Below are 17,515 nucleotides of genomic sequence, written 5' to 3'. Positions count from 1 at the left end.
GTAACCCGTGACGCGGGGCAGCCGGACGGAGGAGAGTAGGGCCATGCCCGAGCTCGTCACCCACGACGTCCGCGTCCACCCGAGCGCCGCGGACCTCGCGCGCGAGGAGCAGCTCGCGTGGAAGATCGCCGAGCTCGCCACCGACCCGGTCCCCGTCCCCGACGACGTCGCGGAGATGATCGTCAACCGGGTCATCGACAACGCCGCGGTCGCGACGGCGTCGCTCACCCGGGCTCCCGCCGTCGCCGCCCGCGCGCAGGCGCTCGCCCACCCGTACCGGCCCGGCGCCACGGTCGTCGGCTGTCCCGCCGAGGAGCGGGTGAGCCCCGAGTGGGCGGCGTGGGCCAACGGGGTGGCGGTCCGCGAGCTCGACTACCACGACACCTTCCTCGCGGCCGACTACTCCCACCCCGCCGACAACATCCCGCCGCTCCTCGCGGTCGCGCAGCACACGGCGGCCCGGCGCGGGCTCACCGGGGCCGACGTCGTCCGCGGCCTGGCCACCGCCTACGAGGTCCAGGTCGACCTCGTCCGCGCGATCAGCCTGCACCGGCACAAGATCGACCACGTGGCCCACCTCGGGCCGTCCGCCGCGGCCGGGCTGGGCACGCTCCTCGGCCTCGACGCCGAGACGATCTTCCATGCCGTCGGGCAGGCGCTGCACACGACGACGGCGACGCGCCAGTCCCGCAAGGGCGAGATCTCGACGTGGAAGGCCTACGCGCCCGCCTTCGCCGGCAAGGTCGCGGTCGAGGCGGTCGACCGCGCGATGCGCGGCCAGACCTCGCCCACCCCCGTCTACGAGGGGGAGGATGGCGTCATCGCCTGGCTGCTCGACGGCCCCGACGCCCACTACGCGGTGCCCCTGCCGGCCCCCGGGGCGCCGAAGCGGGCGATCCTCGACACCTACACCAAGGAGCACTCCGCGGAGTACCAGTCCCAGGCGCTCATCGACCTCGCCCGCCGGCTCCACCGGGAGCGGCCCGAGCTGCGCGACCCGGCGAACGTCGAGGCGGTCGTCATCCACACCTCCCACCACACCCACCACGTCATCGGCTCCGGCGCGAACGACCCCCAGAAGTACGACCCGGCGGCGTCCCGCGAGACCCTCGACCACTCGATCCCGTACATCTTCGCCGTCGCCCTCCAGGACGGGACGTGGCACCACGTCGAGTCCTACCGCCCCGAGCGCGCCGCCCGGCCGGACACGGTCGAGCTGTGGCGCAAGGTGACGACGGCCGAGGACCCCGAGTGGACCCGCCGCTACCACTCGCCCGACCCGGCGGAGAAGGCCTTCGGCGGACGCGTCGAGGTCCGCCTCGCCGACGGCACGCGCGTGGTCGAGGAGATCGCCGTCGCCGACGCCCACCCGCTCGGTGCGCGTCCCTTCGGCCGCGCGCAGTACGTCGCGAAGTTCCGCACCCTGGCCGAGGGGGTGCTCGAGCCCGGCGAGATCGAGCGCTTGCTCGACGTCGCGCAGCGGCTGCCCGCGCTCACCGCCGAGGAGCTCGGCGGGCTCACCGTCACCGCCCCGCCCGCGCTGCTCGCGTCCGTCACCGCACCCGAGGGGATCTTCTGATGCTCCACGCGACCACCCCGGCCCACGAGAAGCGCGCCGCCCTGCGGCGGCGCCTCGCGGGGGAGGACCTCCTCCAGCTGCCCGGGGCGTTCAACCCGCTGTCCGCCCGGCTCATCGAGGAGCGGGGCTTCGACGGCGTCTACGTCTCGGGCGCGGTGATCTCCGCGGACCTCGGCCTGCCGGACATCGGGCTCACCACGCTGAGCGAGGTGGCCGCGCGCAGCGGCCAGATCGCGCGCGTCACCGAGCTGCCCGCCCTCGTCGACGCCGACACCGGGTTCGGGGAGCCGATGAACGTCGCCCGCACGGTCCAGGTGCTCGAGGACGCCGGGGTGGCGGGTCTGCACATCGAGGACCAGGTTAACCCCAAGCGCTGCGGGCACCTCGACGGCAAGCAGGTGGTCGACGAGGGGACGGCGCTGCGCCGCATCCGCGCCGCCGTCGACGCCCGCCGCGACCCCGGCCTGCTCGTCGTCGCGCGCACCGACGTCCGCGCCGTCGACGGGCTGGACGCCGCCGTCGACCGCGCCCGCGCGCTCGTCGACGCCGGGGCGGACGCCGTCTTCCCCGAGGCGATGACCGGCCTCAAGGAGTTCGAAGCCGTCGCCTCCGCCGTCGGCGTCCCCGTCCTGGCCAACATGACCGAGTTCGGCAAGTCCGAGCTCTTCACCACCACCCAGCTCGCCGCGGCCGGGGTGCGCATGGTCATCTACCCCGTCTCCCTGCTGCGCCTCGCCATGGGCGCCGCCGAGCGCGGGCTGGACACCCTGCGCCGGGAGGGCTCGCTGCGCGTGGAGGTCGGCGCCATGCAGACCCGCGCCCGGCTCTACGAGCTGCTCGACTACTCCTCCTACGCCCACTTCGACGCCGACGTCTTCAACTTCCGTCTCTGAACCGCGAAGGAGCGAGCCATGAGCGAGGACATTCGCAAGGGCCTGGTGGGCGTCGTCGCCGACACCACGGCCATCTCGAAGGTCGACCCGGAGACCAGCTCGCTGCTCTACCGCGGCTACCCGGTGCCCGAGCTCGCCGAGCGCTGCACCTTCGAGGAGGTGGCCTACCTCCTGTGGCACGGGGAGCTGCCGACGCCGCTGGAGCGGGTCGCCTTCGAGGGGGAGGGGCGCGCGCAGCGGGCGCTGTCGGACCGGGTGCGGGCCGCCGTCGACCTCGTCCCGACGACGGCGCACCCGATGGACGTCCTGCGCACCGCGGTCAGCGCCCTCGGGGCGAACGACCGGCGCGCCGGTGACCGGCGGGCGGACGCCGGCAAGGCGGTGGCGCTGCTCAGCCAGATCCCCGCCGTCATCGCCTACGACCAGCGCCGGCGACGCGGGGAGGAGCTCGTCGAGCCGCGCGAGGACCTCGGCTTCATCGAGAACTTCCTCCACATGACCTTCGGGGAGGTCCCCGACCCCGTCGTCGTCGACGCCTTCCGGATCTCCCTCATCCTCTACGCCGAGCACTCCTTCAACGCCTCGACCTTCACCGCCCGCGTCATCACCTCCACCGGCTCGGACCTGTACTCCGCCGTCGTCGGGGCCATCGGCGCGCTCAAGGGGCCGCTGCACGGGGGCGCCAACGAGGCCGTCATGGCGGTCCTCGAGGAGGTCGGCGAGGCGGGCCGCGCGGAGGAGTGGGTGGACCGGGCGCTCGCGGAGAAGCGCAAGATCATGGGCTTCGGGCACCGCGTGTACAAGCGCGGCGACTCCCGGGTCCCGACGATGAAGGCGGCGCTGGACCGGCTCGTCGAGCTCACCGGTCACCACGAGATGCTCGCGCTCTACGACGCGCTGGAGAAGGCGGTGGCCGCCCGCACCGGCATCCGGCCCAACCTCGACTACCCGTCCGGGCCCGCCTACCACCTCATGGGCTTCGACACGGCGACGTTCACGCCGCTGTTCGTCGCGGCACGGGTGACGGGCTGGACCGCGCACGTCATGGAGCAGGCCGCCGACAACGCCCTCATCCGGCCCCTGTCCGCCTACAGCGGGCCCGAGGAGCGGCACCTGGGGGACTGAGGCGACCCCGCGCGGGCGGACGTGGGCCCGCGCCGGGCGCGGCAGGTGGCAGGATCGGAGGGTGACCGACCTCGTGACCGACCAGCGCACCGACCTCGTCGCCTCCCTGCGCCGGGCCGTCGACGGCGACGTCCACGACGACACCCTCCACCGCGGCCTGTACTCCACGGACGCCTCGAACTACCGGGTGGTGCCCGACGTCGTCGTCATCCCCCGCGACGTCGACGACGCGCGCGCCGCCCTCGACACCGCGCGGCGGCTCGGCGCGCCCGTCACCACGCGTGGCGGCGGGACGTCGATCGCCGGGAACTCCATCGGCCCGGGCGTCGTCATCGACTTCTCCCGTCACGTCAACCGCATCCTCGAGCTCGACCCCGAGGCCCGGACCGCGCGGGTCGAGCCGGGCGTCGTCATGTCCGACCTCCAGCGCGCCGCCAAGCCGCACGGGCTGCGCTTCGGGCCCGACCCCTCGACACAGAACCGTGCCACCTTCGGCGGGATGATCGGCAACAACGCGTGCGGCCCTCATGCCGTCGCCTACGGCCGCACGGCGGACAACGTCTCGAGCCTCGACGTCGTCGACGGCACCGGCCGGGCGTTCACCGCCGGGCGTGGCAGCCTCGACGCCGTCCCGGGGCTGGACGGGCTCGTGCGTGCGAACCTCGCCGCCATCCGCACCGAGCTGGGCCGCTTCAAGCGGCAGGTGTCCGGCTACAGCCTCGAGCACCTCCTGCCGGAGAACGGCGCGGACCTCGCCAAGATGCTCGTCGGCACCGAGGGCACGCTCGTCACCGTCCTCGGCGCGACCGTCGACCTCGTCCCGGTGCCGAGCGCGCCGGTGCTCGTCGCGCTCGGCTACCCCGACATGGCCTCCGCCGCGGACGCCGTGCCCGCGCTGCTCGCGCACGGCCCGCTCGCCGTCGAGGGCATCGACGCGCGGCTCGTCGACATCGTGCGCCGCCACCACGGGCCGCAGGCCGTCCCGGAGCTGCCGCGCGGTGCCGGCTGGCTCCTCGTCGAGGTCGGCGGGGCCGACGACGCCGACGCCCTGGACCGGGCCCGCCGCCTCGCCGCGGACGCCGGGACCGACGCCGTCGCCGTCGTGCCGGCCGGACCGCAGGCCGACGCGCTGTGGCGCATCCGGGCCGACGGCGCGGGGCTGGGCGGTCGCACGCCGTCCGGCGCGCAGGGGTGGCCCGGCTGGGAGGACGCCGCCGTCCCGCCGGAGAAGCTCGGCGCCTACCTGCGCGACTTCGAGGCGCTCATGGCCGACCACGGCGTCGACGGCCTGCTCTACGGCCACTTCGGTGACGGCTGCATGCACGTGCGCATCGACCTCCCGCTCGAGACACCCGAGGGCATCAAGCCGTCCCGCGACTTCCTCGTCGCCTCCGCCGAGCTCGTCACCTCCTACGGCGGCTCGCTGTCCGGCGAGCACGGGGACGGGCGCGCCCGCAGCGAGCTCCTGCCGCTCATGTACAGCCCCGGGACGATCGACCTCTTCGGGCAGGTCAAGACGCTCTTCGACCCCGCCGAGCAGCTCAACCCCGGCGTGCTCGTGCGCCCCCGCCCGCTCGACGCGGACCTGCGCCGCCCGCACGCCCGGCCGCTGCTGCCCGTGGCCGGCGGCTTCACCTTCCACGAGGACGGCGGGGACCTGACCCGCGCCGCCCACCGCTGCACCGGCGTGGGCAAGTGCCGCGCGGACACCTCCGCGTCCGGCGGCTTCATGTGCCCGTCCTTCCGCGCGACGAAGGAGGAGAAGGACGTCACCCGGGGCCGGGCCCGCATGCTCCAGGAGCTGGCCAACGGCACCCTCGTGGCCGACGTCCGCAGCCCCGCCCTCCACGAGTCCCTCGACCTGTGCCTGTCCTGCAAGGCCTGCTCGAGCGACTGCCCCGCCGGCGTCGACATGGCTCGCTACAAGTCCGAGGTGCTCCACCGCAGCTACCGGCGCCGCCTGCGGCCGGTCAACCACTACGCCCTCGGCTGGCTGCCGCGGTGGGCCGGCCTCGTCACCAAGGTGCCCGCCGTCGCGCGGCTCGTCAACGCCGTCCTCGGCGTGCGGCCCGTGGCGAAGCTCGTCATGCGGGCGGGCGGCATGGACCCGCGGCGCGAGATGGTCACCTTCGCGACGGAGCGCTTCTCGCGGTGGGCCCGGACGAACCCCGCCGCCGACGTCACCCCCGCCGCCCCTGCGGCGGAGACGGGCGGCTCGCGGCGGGTGCTGCTGTGGGCGGACTCCTTCTCCGAGACGCTCGACGGCGCCGGGGCCCGGGCGATGGTCCGGGTGCTGCGCGACGCCGGGTACGAGGTCGTCGTGCCCGACGAGCAGGCCTGCTGCGGGCTCACCTGGATCTCCACCGGCCAGCTCGACGGTGCCCGCCGTCAGCTCGAGCACACGATGTCGGTGCTCGCGCCCTTCGCCGCGAACGGCGTGCCGATCGTGGGCGTGGAGCCGTCCTGCACCGGTGTGCTCCGTGACGACCTCCTCGACCTCTTCCCGGAGGACCCCCGCGCGCGGATGATCGCCGAGGGCACCCACACCCTGGCCGAGCTCCTCACCGCCCCGGCGCCGCTCGGTCCGGGCGAGGACTGGCAGCCGCCGTCCCTCGAGGGCCTCGAGGTCGTCGCCCAGCCGCACTGCCACCACCACTCCGTCATGGGCTGGGAGGCCGACGCCGCGATCCTCGCCAAGGCCGGTGCCCAGGTCACCCGGCTCGCCGGCTGCTGCGGGCTCGCCGGGAACTTCGGCATGGAGAAGGGCCACTACGACGTCTCGGTCCAGGTCGCCGAGAACGCCCTGCTGCCCGCGTTGCGGGAGGCCGGCGCCGAGTCGGTCTACCTCGCCGACGGCTACTCCTGCCGGACCCAGGCGGCCCAGCTCGCCGGCCGCCAGGGCATCCACCTCGCCCAGCTCCTCGCCGGGGAGAGGCGCTGAGAACCGTACTTTCGGCGGGGCCTGCGGCCCCTCGGGAGGCGGGGGTGGCATGAGAAGATGACACCGGTCCCCACGGTGCGAGAGTTCAGGTCGAGTATGCCGCTGTTCGAGTTCGAGGCCGGCCAGCTGATCCCGGCACAGATCGGCCACGCCGTCACCGACCCCGTCGAGCCTGCCGTGCTCGACGCCGTCCGGGCGCAGGTGCTGGAGATGCTCCGGCTGCCCGTCTTCCCCGTCACCTGGCGGGACGACGACGGCGCCCCGCGCCTCACCGCGATGGACCCCGCCGGCCACGTCGTCAGCGTCGAGGTGCTCGAGCGGCTCGACGCCCACGCCCTCGTCGCCGCCCTCGGACGGGCCGGGCACTCGGCGGAGCGCGGCTGGATCGACGTCGCGCGCAGCTACCCCTCCGGGGTCGGGGCCTACCGCCGGGACTGGAACGCCTTCCGTGAGTCGCAGCCGGTCGGGACGGTCGTCACGGCCCGGGTGCACGTCGTCGCCGCGCAGATCGACGACGACGCCCGGCGGGCCCTCGACGCGCTCGCCGGCGCCGGGGTCGTCGTCCACGAGCTCGCCGTCCGGCAGATGTCCAGCGGGCGGCTCTTCCTCGACGTCACCGAGGTGAGCGTCCCCGTCGCCCCGCTGCCCTGGTTGCTGCCCGGCCGCACGGTCGCCGCCCTCGAGGCCGCGTCCCCGGCGCTGCCCGGACCGCCCGCCGCCGAGGAGACGGAGCCCGAGCCGGCACCCGCCGTCGGGCGGCGCGCCCGCAGGCGGCGTGCCGCCGCGGCGTCCGAGGAGGCGCCGTTCGCGGACGCGCCTGCCGCTCACGCGGCACCCCGGGACGCGGCACCCGCGAGAGCCGACGACGCAGCACCGGCGCACGCGGCACCGCAGCCCGCGCCCGACGGCCACGAGCCGGCCACACCGGACGAGGACCTCCTCGGCATCGGGGCGATGCTCGGGGAGCCCGCCGCCCTGGTGTGGGCCCGCAACGGCCACCGCGGCGAGGCGACGCTCCGGCCCGACGGGTGGATCGTCGTCGCGGGCCGCTCCTTCGCGGCGCCCGAGGCCGCGGCCTCCGCCGTCGTCGGCGAGCCGGTCGCCGCCGAGGCCTGGGAGGTGTGGCGCTTCGGTGCGGAGGGCCCGAGCCTGCACGAGGCGCGCGAGGAGCTGCACGCCGTCCGCGAGCGCGAGCGCCGCCGGGCGGCGGAGCCCGGTCTCAGGCGGCGGCGTAGGCGCGCAGCCAGCGAGTGAGCTCCCGGTAGGCCCCCTCGCGGACGGCCGCGGGGGAGAGCAGGACGTCGTGGACGGCGTCGCGGACCCGCGCGACCGTGACGAGCGGTCCCAGGGCGAGAGAGCGGCGGGCGGTGAGCTCGGCGTCGATGACCGTGTCCGCCGCGCGCATCTGCTCGGTCCACCTCGGCCCGAAGAGCGACTTGTCCGAGACGAGCACGAGGACCGGGCAGTTGATGTCGAGGCCCGCGGCCACCTGGGAGTGGCCGGCGAGGACGGCGGCCAGCCAGCCGGGGCGGATCGGGGCGCTGGGACTCGTGCGCCAGGCCGGCTCGATCGGCCAGCCGGTATGGGCCGGGTCGGTGAGCTCCTCGGGGCGCAGCTCGGGCAGGGTGTCGTCACCCTGCGCGTCCCCCGCGCGCCCGGCGAGGACGCGGCTGTAGAAGCCGAGGTCCTTGAGGGGGAGGGCGGCCGTGGGCTGGTAGCGGGCGAGGGTCTCGATGACGGGCTGGCCGAGCGTGCGCAGGATCCACGAGCCCTGGAGCTCCAGCCACGGGGCGTTGAGGACGAGCGCGCGCAGCGCGCCGGGGTGGCGGTGGGCCCACAGCGCGGCGGTGAGGCCGCCGGTCGAGTGGCCCATGAGGACGACGTCACCCAGCTCGGGGTGGTCGGCACGGATGAGGTCACGCGCCGCGTGGATCTCCTCGTCGTAGGTCGACAGCGACTGGACGTAGCCGCGCAGCTGGCCGGGGCGCAGGCTGCGCCCGTACCGGCGCAGGTCGAGGGCGTAGAAGGCGGCGCCGTCGGCGGCGCACCGGCGGGCGAGCTCGCGCTGGTGGAAGTAGTCGTTCCACCCGTGCAGGTGGAGCATGACGAAGCGCGGCGGGGTGGGTGGCGGCCCCTCCGGGTCGTCCTCGGGCCGGTAGCGCACGACGGTGGCGACCACGGGGCCGTCCTCGTCGGGCAGCAGCTCCACGGTGCGGGCAGTGAAGCCGTCACCGAGGACGTCGGGGCCCCAGATGCCGACCGGCGCGACGGGCAGGTCGGCGAGCGCGGCGTCGGGGTCGTAGACGCCCTCCTCCGCGGGGGCGTCCTCGACGTCGGGGGTCGGACGCAGGAAGGGGATGCTCGGCACCCGCCCATGGTCGCCCGGACGGGCGCCGTGTGCACGCGTCAGGAGCGGGCGACCTGCTTGAGGAAGCCGCCGAGGTGCCGGGTGACCTGGTCGTGCTCGATGAGGAAGCCGTCGTGCCCGTAGGGGGAGCGCAGGTAGCGGACCGGCCCGGAGCCGGGTACGCCGGCGGCGATCCGCTCGGACTCGTGCGGGAGGAACAGGCGGTCGGACTCAACGGCGATGACGAGCACGTCCGCCGTCACCTCGGCCAGTGCCGCCGCGACCCCGCCGCGGTCGCGGCCGACGTCGTGGGTGACCATCGAGCGGGTGAGGGCGAGGTAGCTGTTGGCGTCGAAGCGCTGGGCGAGCTTCGTCCCGTGGTGGTCGAGGTAGGACTGCACGGCGAAGCGGCCCCCGAGCAGCGGCTCCTCCGCGTGCTGGGGCAGGCGCCCGAAGCGGGCCTCGAGCTCCTCGGCGCTGCGGTAGGTCGTGTGGGCGATGCGGCGGGCCAGCGCGAGACCGGCGTGCGGGCCGTGCCCGGGCGGGGCGTCGTAGTAGTCGCCGCCGCGGAAGTTCGCGTCCAGCTCGATGGCGGCGATCTGGGCGTGCGCCCACGCGATCTGGTCCGCCGTCGTCTGCGCGCCGGAGGCGATGACGGCGGCCGAACGGACCCGGGAGGGGGCGGTGATCGCCCACTCGAGCACCCGGTGACCGCCCATGGAGGCGCCGACGACGTGGGCCCACTGCCCGATGCCGAGGCGGTCGCTCAGCTCGATCTCCGCGGCCACCTGGTCGCGGACGGTGACGCTGGGGAAGCGGCTGCCCCACGGGCTGCCGTCCGGCGCGGGGGAGGACGGCCCGGTGGAGCCCTGGCAGCCGCCCAGGACGTTGACGGCGACGACGAACCAGCGGTCGGTGTCGATCGCCAACCCCGGTCCCACGACCGCCGACCACCAGCCGGGGCTGGGGTGGCCGGGACCTGCCGGACCGGTGACGTGCGCGTCCCCGGTCAGCGCGTGGCAGATGAGCACGGCGTTGTCGCCGGCCGCGTTGAGCTCGCCCCACGTCTCGTAGGCCAGCGTCACCGCGGGGAGGCGGCCGCCCGCCTCGAGGTGCAGGGCGCCGATGTCGGCGAAGCGCCGCTGCCCGGCGCCGTGCTCGGGGCGCCAGGCCCCGGTGGCCGGGACCGCCTCGGGGTCGAGGCGCGCCCGCCCGCGGTGAGCGGCGGCCTGACCACTCACCGCGTGCGGGCGGCGCTCCTCGGAGGACACGGTCCTACTCGCCCCCGACCGCCGCGGTTGCCTGGGAGACCGCGGCGGCGGCGCGCAGCCCGGTCTGCAGGTCGGCGAGGATGTCGTCGATGTGCTCGAGCCCGACGGCGAGGCGCACGAGGCCCGGGCTCACGCCGGCGGCGGTGAGGGCCGCCTCGTCCAGCTGGGAGTGGGTGGTGGACGCCGGGTGGATGACGAGGGAGCGGACGTCACCGATGTTGGCGACGTTGGAGTGCAGCTCGAGGGCGTCGACGAAGGCGATGCCCGCCTCGTAGCCGCCGGCCAGCTCGAAGGTGATGACGGCGCCGGCGCCCTTGGGGGCGTAGTGGCGGGCGCGCTCGTACCAGGGGGAGGAGGGCAGGCCCGCGTAGCCGACCTTCGTCACCTGGTCCTCCTGCTCGAGGAACTCGGCGACGCGCTGGGCGTTGGCGACGTGGCGCTCCATGCGCAGCGACAGCGTCTCGATGCCCTGGGCGATGAGGAAGGCGTTGAAGGGCGAGACGGCGGCGCCGATGTCGCGCAGCAGCTGGACCCGCGCCTTGAGGATGAAGGCGGGGGCGCCGAGGTCCTTGAAGACGAGGCCGTTGTAGCTCGGGTCGGGGGTGTTGAAGCCGGGGAACTTCTGGGGGTCCGCGGACCAGTCGAAGCGGCCGCCGTCGACGATCGCGCCGGCGATGGAGTTGCCGTGGCCGCCGAGGTACTTCGTGGCCGAGTGGACGACGACGTCCGCGCCGTGCTCGAGCGGGCGGATGAGGTAGGGGGTGGCGACGGTGTTGTCGACGACGAGCGGGACGCCGTTCTCGTGGGCGATCCCGGCGACCGTCTCGATGTCGAGGACGTCCTGCTTGGGGTTGGGGATCGTCTCGGCGAAGAAGAGCTTGGTGTTGGGCTGCACGGCGTCGCGCCACGCCTGGGGGTCGTCGGGGTCGGTGACGAACGTCGTCGTGATCCCGTACTTGGGCAGCGTGTGGCGCAGGAGGTTGTAGGTGCCGCCGTAGAGGCTGGGGCTGGCGACGACGTGGTCACCGGCCTCGGCGATGTTGAGGATCGCGAAGGTCTCCGCGGCCTGGCCGGAGGCGACGAGCAGCGCTCCCACGCCGCCCTCGAGCGCGTTGATGCGGTTCTCCACCGCCTCCTGCGTCGGGTTGGTGATGCGCGTGTAGATCGGCCCGAGCTCGGCGAGCGCGAAGCGGTTGGCGGCCTGCTCGGCGCTGTCGAAGACGAAGGAGGTCGTCTGGTAGATGGGCAGGGCGCGCGCGCCGGTGGCGGGGTCGGCCTGCTGGCCCGCGTGGATCTGCTTGGTCTCGAAGGACCAGGTGGACTCGGTCATGTCAGTTCTCCAGGGTGTGGGGAGCGGGGGCGAGCCGGCTCCCTGCCGTCACGCCGTTCCCGCGGAGGGGGCGGTGGCGCACGGGGGCCTGGCGCCGAGGTCGGCGGGCATGGCAACGGTGCGCAGCGTCACGTGCACATTCGTCGGCTCATGTTCGGGAGCCTAGGAACGCAGCGAGCGGCTGAGAAGGGGCGTCTCGCGCAGCGGACCCGCCACAGCCAGGCTGTCCACGACGTGGACACCCCTGGACGCCGCGCGCCCGGTCCCTCCGGTCCCCGCCCCGGCCCCCACCCACGCTGAGCGCTGAGTTGTTACGGGGTGAAGAACGATCTGTCGCCGCGGGCGGAGGGGCAGAGAGGGCGGCGGCGGAGCGCGTGCAGTAACAACTCAGCGCTCGCGAGGGTGGGGGCGGCGGAGCGCGCGCCAGTAACAAGTCAGCGCTCGACGAGAGGGGGCGTGAGGGGCGAGTAACAAGTCAGCGCTCGGCGAGGGGGACCTAGGGGCGGAATGACAGGGGTGTGACTCGTGGGACTGTTGTGACTGGTGTTCCCTTATGGGGTTCCAGGCGCTAGCGTGTTCGTCGGCGCCGTCCCGGCGCTGAGTGAGGGCCGCCCAGCGGGCGGCAGAGGAGGCACTGTGGGCTGGTTCGACCGTCGGCGGCAGGCAGCGGTGTCCGTCGCCGTGCTCGCCCTCACCAGCGGCATGCTCGTCAGCTCGGCCACGGCCGAACCGCCGAGCGAGGAGGAGATCGCCGCCGCCCGTGAGGCGGAGGGGCGCACCGCCTCGAGCATCGCCGACCTCGAGGTCGAGCTCGCCAGCCTCGCCACCCGGCTCGAGGACGCGACCGTCCGCGCCCAGCAGGCCAACGAGGAGTACCTCGGCGCCCAGGAGGCCCTGGACGAGGCCACCGCCCGCGCCGACGAGGCCCGCGAGGCCGCCGCGACCGCGCAGGCCGAGGTCGAGGAGCAGCGCGCCGAGATCGGCCGCATCGCGATGTCCGCGTACCGCTCCGGCCCCGGCGCCCTCGGGCCCATCGAGCCGCTCCTGTCGGCCGACAGCTTCGAGAACGCCATGCAGCGCGCGACCACCACCGAGCGCATGGGCACCCGAGCCGACGAGGCGCTCCAGCGCTTCGAGGCGACCGAGCTCGTGGCCGCCACCTTCCAGCGCCGGGCCGACGAGGCCGCCGCGGCACAGGAGGACGCGACGACGGCGCTCGCCGCCGCCGCCGAGGAGGCCCGCGACGCCGCGAGCGGGGCAGAGACCCAGCTCGCGCTGTCCGCCGACCGCCGCGAGGGGCTCATCGCCCAGCTCGCCTCGCAGCGGGGCACGACGGCTGAGCTCGAGCGTGAGCGTCAGGACGCCCAGGACGAGGAGCGCCGCCGCCGCGAGGCCGAGGTGGCCCGCGCCGCGGCCCTCGAGGCCGCCCGCGAGCAGGAGGCCGCCTCCCGCGCCAACGACCGGCCCACGGCCCCGGCCCAGCCGGCCCCCGCACCGTCACGGCCCGACGGCGAGCCGTCGCGCCCGGCGCCCGAGCCCGCGCGACCGGCCCCGAGCCGTCCCGGCCCGAGCCACGCGGCCCGCGCCCGAGCCCACGCGCCCCGCCCGCAGCCGACCACCCCGCGCCGGCCAAGCCGGAACCGAGCCGGAGCCGGCACCCCAGCCGCCGCCGTCGTCGTCGAGCGGTGCGCGGGCCGCGCTGGACTGGGCCCGCACGCAGCTGGGCAAGCCCTACGTGTGGGGCGCGGCCGGACCCAACGGCTACGACTGCTCGGGCCTCACCCAGACGGCCTTCGCCCGCGCCGGGATCTCGCTGCCGCGCACGACGAAGGCGCAGTACGCCGCCACCACGCGCGTGCCGGTCGACCAGCTCCAGGCCGGCGACCTCATCTTCTACTCGAACAACGGCGCGGCCTCTGGGATCTACCACGTGGCGATCTACGCCGGTGGTGGGATGCGCCTGCACGCGCCGTCGCCGGGCAAGACCGTCGAGCTCGTCCCGATGTACTGGCCCAACGTCCTGCCCTACGGCGGGCGGGTCTGAGCTACTCGGCCTGACCCGGCCCGTGCGGGTCGGCGTGCTCGTAGTAGCCGGCGTCCTTGGCGCGCTGGAAGGAGCGGCGGATCTCCTCCTCCGCCTCCTCCCGGCCCACCCAGTGCGCGCCCTCGACGGACTTGCCGGGCTCGAGGTCCTTGTAGACCTCGAAGAAGTGCTGGATCTCCAGGCGGTGGAACTCGCTGACGTCCTCGATGTCCGTGCGCCACGACGCGCGCTGGTCACCGGTGGGCACGCACAGCACCTTGTCGTCGCCGCCGGCCTCGTCGCGCATGCGGAACATTCCCAGCGCGCGGCAGCGGATGAGGCAGCCGGGGAAGGTGGGCTCCTCGAGGAGGACGAGCGCGTCGAGCGGGTCGCCGTCCTCGCCGAGGGTCATCTCGATGAAGCCGTAGTCGTCGGGGTAGCGGGTGGAGGTGAAGAGCATCCGGTCCAGGCGGATCCGTCCGGTCTCGTGATCCACCTCGTACTTGTTGCGGTTCCCCTTGGGGATCTCGATCGTGACGTCGAACTCCACTGCCTGACCTCTTCTCCTGGGCGCCGGTGCCTCGCTGGGGTGCGGGAGCCGGGGGTGCGCTCATGTCGTTACCGGGCACTAGTCTGACCTACAGTTCGCAGATCGCGGCCACGACGTGGCGCAGGAAGGGTGGCAGCCGGCGTGGCGTCGAGCAGCAAGCGGCGGGTGACGGCCACCGTCACCGCCCTGCTCCTCCTCCTTGCGGGCGGCTACGGCGCCGCCGACGCCGCCGACCTCGTCCCCGGGGTCCTCACCACGCAGCCCCCGGTTCCGGACCCCGCACCGTTCCCGGAGCCCGGCGCCGAGCAGGCCGAGCCGCTCCTCACGGCCCTCGACCCGGACGCGCCGGTGCCCTCCGCACAGCGGCTCACCGCGCTCAGCGAGGCGCTCGCCGCGGACGAGCGCACGGGCGGGGACGTCGGCGTCGTCGTCGAGGACGCGCTGACGGGGGAGGTGCTCGTCGACGTCGGCGGTGCCCGGCCGCGTACTCCCGCCTCCTCCCTCAAGCTCCTCGGCGCCGTCGCGGCCCTCGACGCGCTCGGGCCCGGCCACGTCCTGCGCACGACGGCGGTGGCCGGGGAGGGCGGGCAGGTCGTGCTCGTCGGGGGCGGGGACGTCCTGCTCACCGACGGCGAGGCGAACCCCGTGACGTCGTGGGCCGTGCCTCGCTGCGCGACCTCGCCGCCCAGGTGGCCGGGACGCTCGCGGGGAGGAGGTCCGCGTGGCCGTGGACGACTCGCTGTTCACCGGTCCCCTCTACGCGCCGGGGTGGGGCGGCATCGACCTCGACTTCGTCATGCCCATCCAGCCGCTCGCCGTGCGCGCGGGCGTCGCGCCGGACGGCGGCTACCAGGAGGACCCGGCGCTCGCGGCGGGCGCCGCCTTCGCGGACGCGCTGCGCGCCGAGGGGGTCGAGGTCCGCGGGGAGGTCAGCCGCGCCGTCGCCCCCGCCGGCGGGCAGGAGCTGGGCGCCGTCGAGTCGGCGCCGCTGCGCGACGTCGTCGCCCACACCCTGGCGGTGTCGGAGAACTCCGTCGCCGAGGTGCTCTCCCGGCTCGTCGCCGTCGCCGACGGCGAGGAGGCCACCTTCGCCGGGGCCACGAGTGCCGTCCTCGCCCGGCTCGCCGGGCTCGGGATCGACACCGACGGCGTCACCCTCGCCGACACCTCCGGCCTCCTCGTGGAGAACCAGGTCCCGGCGAAGGTGCTCGCGGACGTCGTCACCACCGCGATGGAGCGCCCGGAGCTCCACGGCGCGGTCACCGGTCTGCCCGCCGCCGGCCTCGAGGGCACGCTGAGCTCACGGCCGATGGGCCCGGCCGCCGGTGTGCTGCGCGCCAAGACGGGCACGCTCACCACGGCCGTCAGCCTCACCGGTCTCGTCCAGGACGTCGACGGCCGGCTGCTCGTCTTCGCCGTCGTCGCCGACGAGCTCGAGCTCGGCGGGGTCGGCCCGGCCCGCGCCGCCGTCGACGAGTGGGCCGCCGAGGTCACCACGTGCGAGTGCGGCTAGCCCGGAGCGGCCGGGCGTGCTGCGCCGGGGCGGGGCGCGCGGGATAGCGTGACCGCATGAGCTCTCCCATCGACTGGCGGGCGGCCCGCCACCGTGCCGCCGTGCTGTCCCGCCCCGGGCCCCGCGCCGGGCGCGCCGAGGCCCGCGGCCTCGTCACCGTGCTCCACACCTCCGCGAGGGAGGCGCCGGGCCACGTCGCCGACATCACCGGCCTGGAGGACGCGGCCGCGCAGGCCGCGCGCCGCCCCGTGTACGTCGTGGACCGCGCGCGCTGGGCGGAGGCGAACATCGGGATGTTCCGCCACCTCGTGGGCGACCTGCTCCCGCCCACCACGCTGCCCGGCGCCGCCCGGCTCGGCGGTGAGGAGCTCGGCGTCATGCTCTCCTACCTGTCGACGAAGGTGCTCGGCCAGTTCGACCCCTTCACCAGCGCCGACGGCCGCGGGGAGCCGGGCTACCTCCTCCTCGTCGCGCCGAACATCCTCCACGTCGAGCGCGAGCTCGACCTCGACGCCCTCGACTTCCGCCGCTGGGTCTGCCTCCACGAGCAGACCCACGCAGTCCAGTTCTCTGCCGCGCCCTGGCTCGCCGGCCACCTCGCCGAGCGGATGACCGCGACCGTCTCCTCCATCGCCTCCCCCGAGGGCGGCGGCCAGCGCCTGGCACGGACCGTGCGCGCCGTCGTCGAGGCCGTCACCACGCCGCGCGGGGAGACGCCGACGGCGCAGGCCCTCGCCGGACCGCTCGTCGACGCCGTGCTCACCGAGGAGGAGCGCGAGCGTCTCGCGGAGGTCGTCGCCGTCATGTCGCTGCTCGAGGGGCACGCCGACGTCGTCATGGACGCCGTCGGGCCCCGCGTGCTGCCCTCCGTGGCCCGCATCCGCACCCAGTTCGACCGCCGCCGCGAGGGCACCGGGACCCTGGACGTCATCACGCGCCGGCTCATGGGGATGGACGCGAAGATCGCCCAGTACCGCAACGGCGCCGACTTCGTCCGCGGGGTCGTGCACCGGGTGGGCCACAACGGTCTCAACGCCGTGTGGGCCGCCGCGGAGAACCTGCCGACCCCCGCCGAGATCGCCGACCCGACCGCCTGGGTGCGCCGGGTCCACGGCTGAGCCGTGGCCGGTCCCGCCCCGGCGGTGGCCGCCGCCCGCACCGCCGTCCGGGCGGCGCTCGCGGACCTGCCCGCGGGCTCCCTCGTGCTCGTCGCCTGCTCGGGCGGTGCCGACTCCCTCGCCCTGGCCGCGGCGACCGCCTTCGTCGCCCCGCGGGCGGGGCTGCGGGCCGGGGCGGTCGTCGTCGACCACCGGCTGCGCGCCGGCAGCGACGGCGTGGCCCGCGAAGCCGCGGCCGCGTGCCGGGAGCTCGGGCTGGACCCGGCCCAGGTGCGCGGCGTCGACGTCGGCGGGTCCGGTGGCCCGGAGGCCGCCGCCCGCACGGCCCGCTACACCGCCCTCGAGGAGGCCGCGACGGAGACCGGGGCGGCCGCCGTCCTGCTCGGCCACACCCTGGACGACCAGGCCGAGACGGTCCTCCTCGGCCTGGGCCGTGGCTCCGGGGGGCGCTCCCTGGCCGGGATGGCGCCCGCCGCCGGGCTGTGGCGCCGCCCCCTCCTTGGGCTGCGGCGCCGCGACACCGAGGCCGTGTGCACGGCCCTCGGGCTGCGCTGGGCCGAGGACCCGACGAACGCGCCCGACGGTCCGTGGCGCCGCGCGGACGGCGGCCCGCTGCGCCGCTCCGCCGTCCGCCACCAGGTGCTGCCCGCCCTCGCCGAGGCCCTCGGTCCCGGCGTGCCCGAGGCGCTCGCCCGCACCGCCCGGCGGCTGCGCGAGGAGCACCTGCACCACGGCACGCCGTGGTCGCAGATGGTCGTCGTCGTGCGCTCCACGGGCCAGGTCGCCGGGCTGCGCCGCCAGCTGCGCGAGGCCGGGGTCCCGGTC

At 75.4% G+C, this 17,515-nt stretch carries 13 protein-coding genes and 1 pseudogene; 10 read left to right on the top strand and 4 right to left on the bottom strand.

What is annotated here, in order from left to right:
* Positions 1-43: 43 nt before the first annotated feature.
* From ACWPXV_RS09840 to ACWPXV_RS09820, 5 genes are all read left to right on the top strand, one after another.
* Positions 44-1,579 carry an MmgE/PrpD family protein gene (locus tag ACWPXV_RS09840; protein ID WP_454085068.1) on the top strand — a complete coding sequence of 512 codons (1,536 nt, stop codon included), beginning with the start codon at positions 44-46 and terminating at the stop codon, positions 1,577-1,579.
* A complete protein-coding gene (prpB, locus tag ACWPXV_RS09835) occupies positions 1,579-2,472 on the top strand; it encodes a methylisocitrate lyase (protein ID WP_454085067.1) in 894 nt (297 codons plus the stop codon). Before ACWPXV_RS09840 ends, prpB begins: the two co-directional genes overlap by 1 nt.
* 18 nt (positions 2,473-2,490) lie before the next feature.
* Positions 2,491-3,597 (top strand): bifunctional 2-methylcitrate synthase/citrate synthase, encoded by a 1,107-nt coding sequence (locus tag ACWPXV_RS09830; RefSeq protein WP_454085066.1) that lies wholly within the window; start codon positions 2,491-2,493, stop codon positions 3,595-3,597.
* A gap of 61 nt (positions 3,598-3,658) precedes the next feature.
* The gene (locus ACWPXV_RS09825; RefSeq protein ID WP_454085065.1) at positions 3,659-6,538 is read left to right on the top strand and encodes an FAD-binding and (Fe-S)-binding domain-containing protein; all 2,880 of its coding nucleotides are present in this window, start codon (positions 3,659-3,661) and stop codon (positions 6,536-6,538) included.
* A 96-nt stretch (positions 6,539-6,634) separates the two neighbouring features.
* Entirely contained in the window at positions 6,635-7,792 is a 1,158-nt protein-coding gene (locus ACWPXV_RS09820; protein WP_454085064.1) for a restriction system modified-DNA reader domain-containing protein, read from the top strand.
* On the opposite strand, the gene ACWPXV_RS09815 is transcribed toward ACWPXV_RS09820, so the two are convergent.
* The 3 genes from ACWPXV_RS09815 to ACWPXV_RS09805 are packed head-to-tail and all read right to left on the bottom strand — an operon-like array spanning position 7,758 to position 11,486.
* Complete coding sequence (locus ACWPXV_RS09815) at positions 7,758-8,906, bottom strand: alpha/beta hydrolase (RefSeq protein WP_454085063.1); 1,149 nt, start codon at positions 8,904-8,906, stop codon at positions 7,758-7,760. The two genes, ACWPXV_RS09820 and ACWPXV_RS09815, sit on opposite strands and share 35 nt — an antisense overlap.
* 38 nt (positions 8,907-8,944) lie before the next feature.
* Positions 8,945-10,156 carry a homoserine O-acetyltransferase MetX gene (gene metX, locus ACWPXV_RS09810; protein ID WP_454085062.1) on the bottom strand — a complete coding sequence of 404 codons (1,212 nt, stop codon included), beginning with the start codon at positions 10,154-10,156 and terminating at the stop codon, positions 8,945-8,947.
* 4 nt (positions 10,157-10,160) lie between these two features.
* Entirely contained in the window at positions 10,161-11,486 is a 1,326-nt protein-coding gene (locus ACWPXV_RS09805; RefSeq protein WP_454085061.1) for a bifunctional o-acetylhomoserine/o-acetylserine sulfhydrylase, read from the bottom strand.
* Between the two features lie 601 nt (positions 11,487-12,087).
* Between ACWPXV_RS09805 and ACWPXV_RS09800 the strand changes: the two genes are divergently transcribed.
* Entirely contained in the window at positions 12,088-13,530 is a 1,443-nt protein-coding gene (locus ACWPXV_RS09800) for a C40 family peptidase (RefSeq protein ID WP_454085188.1), read from the top strand.
* Between the two features lies 1 nt (position 13,531).
* Here the strand turns inward: ACWPXV_RS09800 and ACWPXV_RS09795 are convergent, their stop codons facing one another.
* Positions 13,532-14,059, bottom strand: coding sequence for an inorganic diphosphatase (locus ACWPXV_RS09795; RefSeq protein ID WP_251303472.1), 528 nt, complete (start codon positions 14,057-14,059; stop codon positions 13,532-13,534).
* 129 nt (positions 14,060-14,188) lie between these two features.
* On the opposite strand from ACWPXV_RS09795, the pseudogene ACWPXV_RS09790 reads away from it, so the two are divergent.
* The 4 genes and pseudogenes from ACWPXV_RS09790 to tilS all read left to right on the top strand — a co-directional run.
* A pseudogene (locus ACWPXV_RS09790) lies at positions 14,189-14,629 on the top strand (D-alanyl-D-alanine carboxypeptidase); the annotation flags it as partial.
* A gap of 151 nt (positions 14,630-14,780) precedes the next feature.
* Entirely contained in the window at positions 14,781-15,572 is a 792-nt protein-coding gene (gene dacB, locus ACWPXV_RS09785) for a D-alanyl-D-alanine carboxypeptidase/D-alanyl-D-alanine endopeptidase (RefSeq protein WP_454085060.1), read from the top strand.
* Between the two features lie 56 nt (positions 15,573-15,628).
* Positions 15,629-16,690, top strand: coding sequence for a zinc-dependent metalloprotease (locus tag ACWPXV_RS09780; RefSeq protein ID WP_454085059.1), 1,062 nt, complete (start codon positions 15,629-15,631; stop codon positions 16,688-16,690).
* A gap of 3 nt (positions 16,691-16,693) precedes the next feature.
* On the top strand, positions 16,694-17,515 hold an 822-nt coding region (gene tilS, locus ACWPXV_RS09775), incomplete at its 3' end, for a tRNA lysidine(34) synthetase TilS (protein ID WP_454085058.1).

The organism is Georgenia sp. Marseille-Q6866 (assembly GCF_965111665.1).
This window is presented reverse-complemented; position numbering and strand designations above follow the sequence as displayed.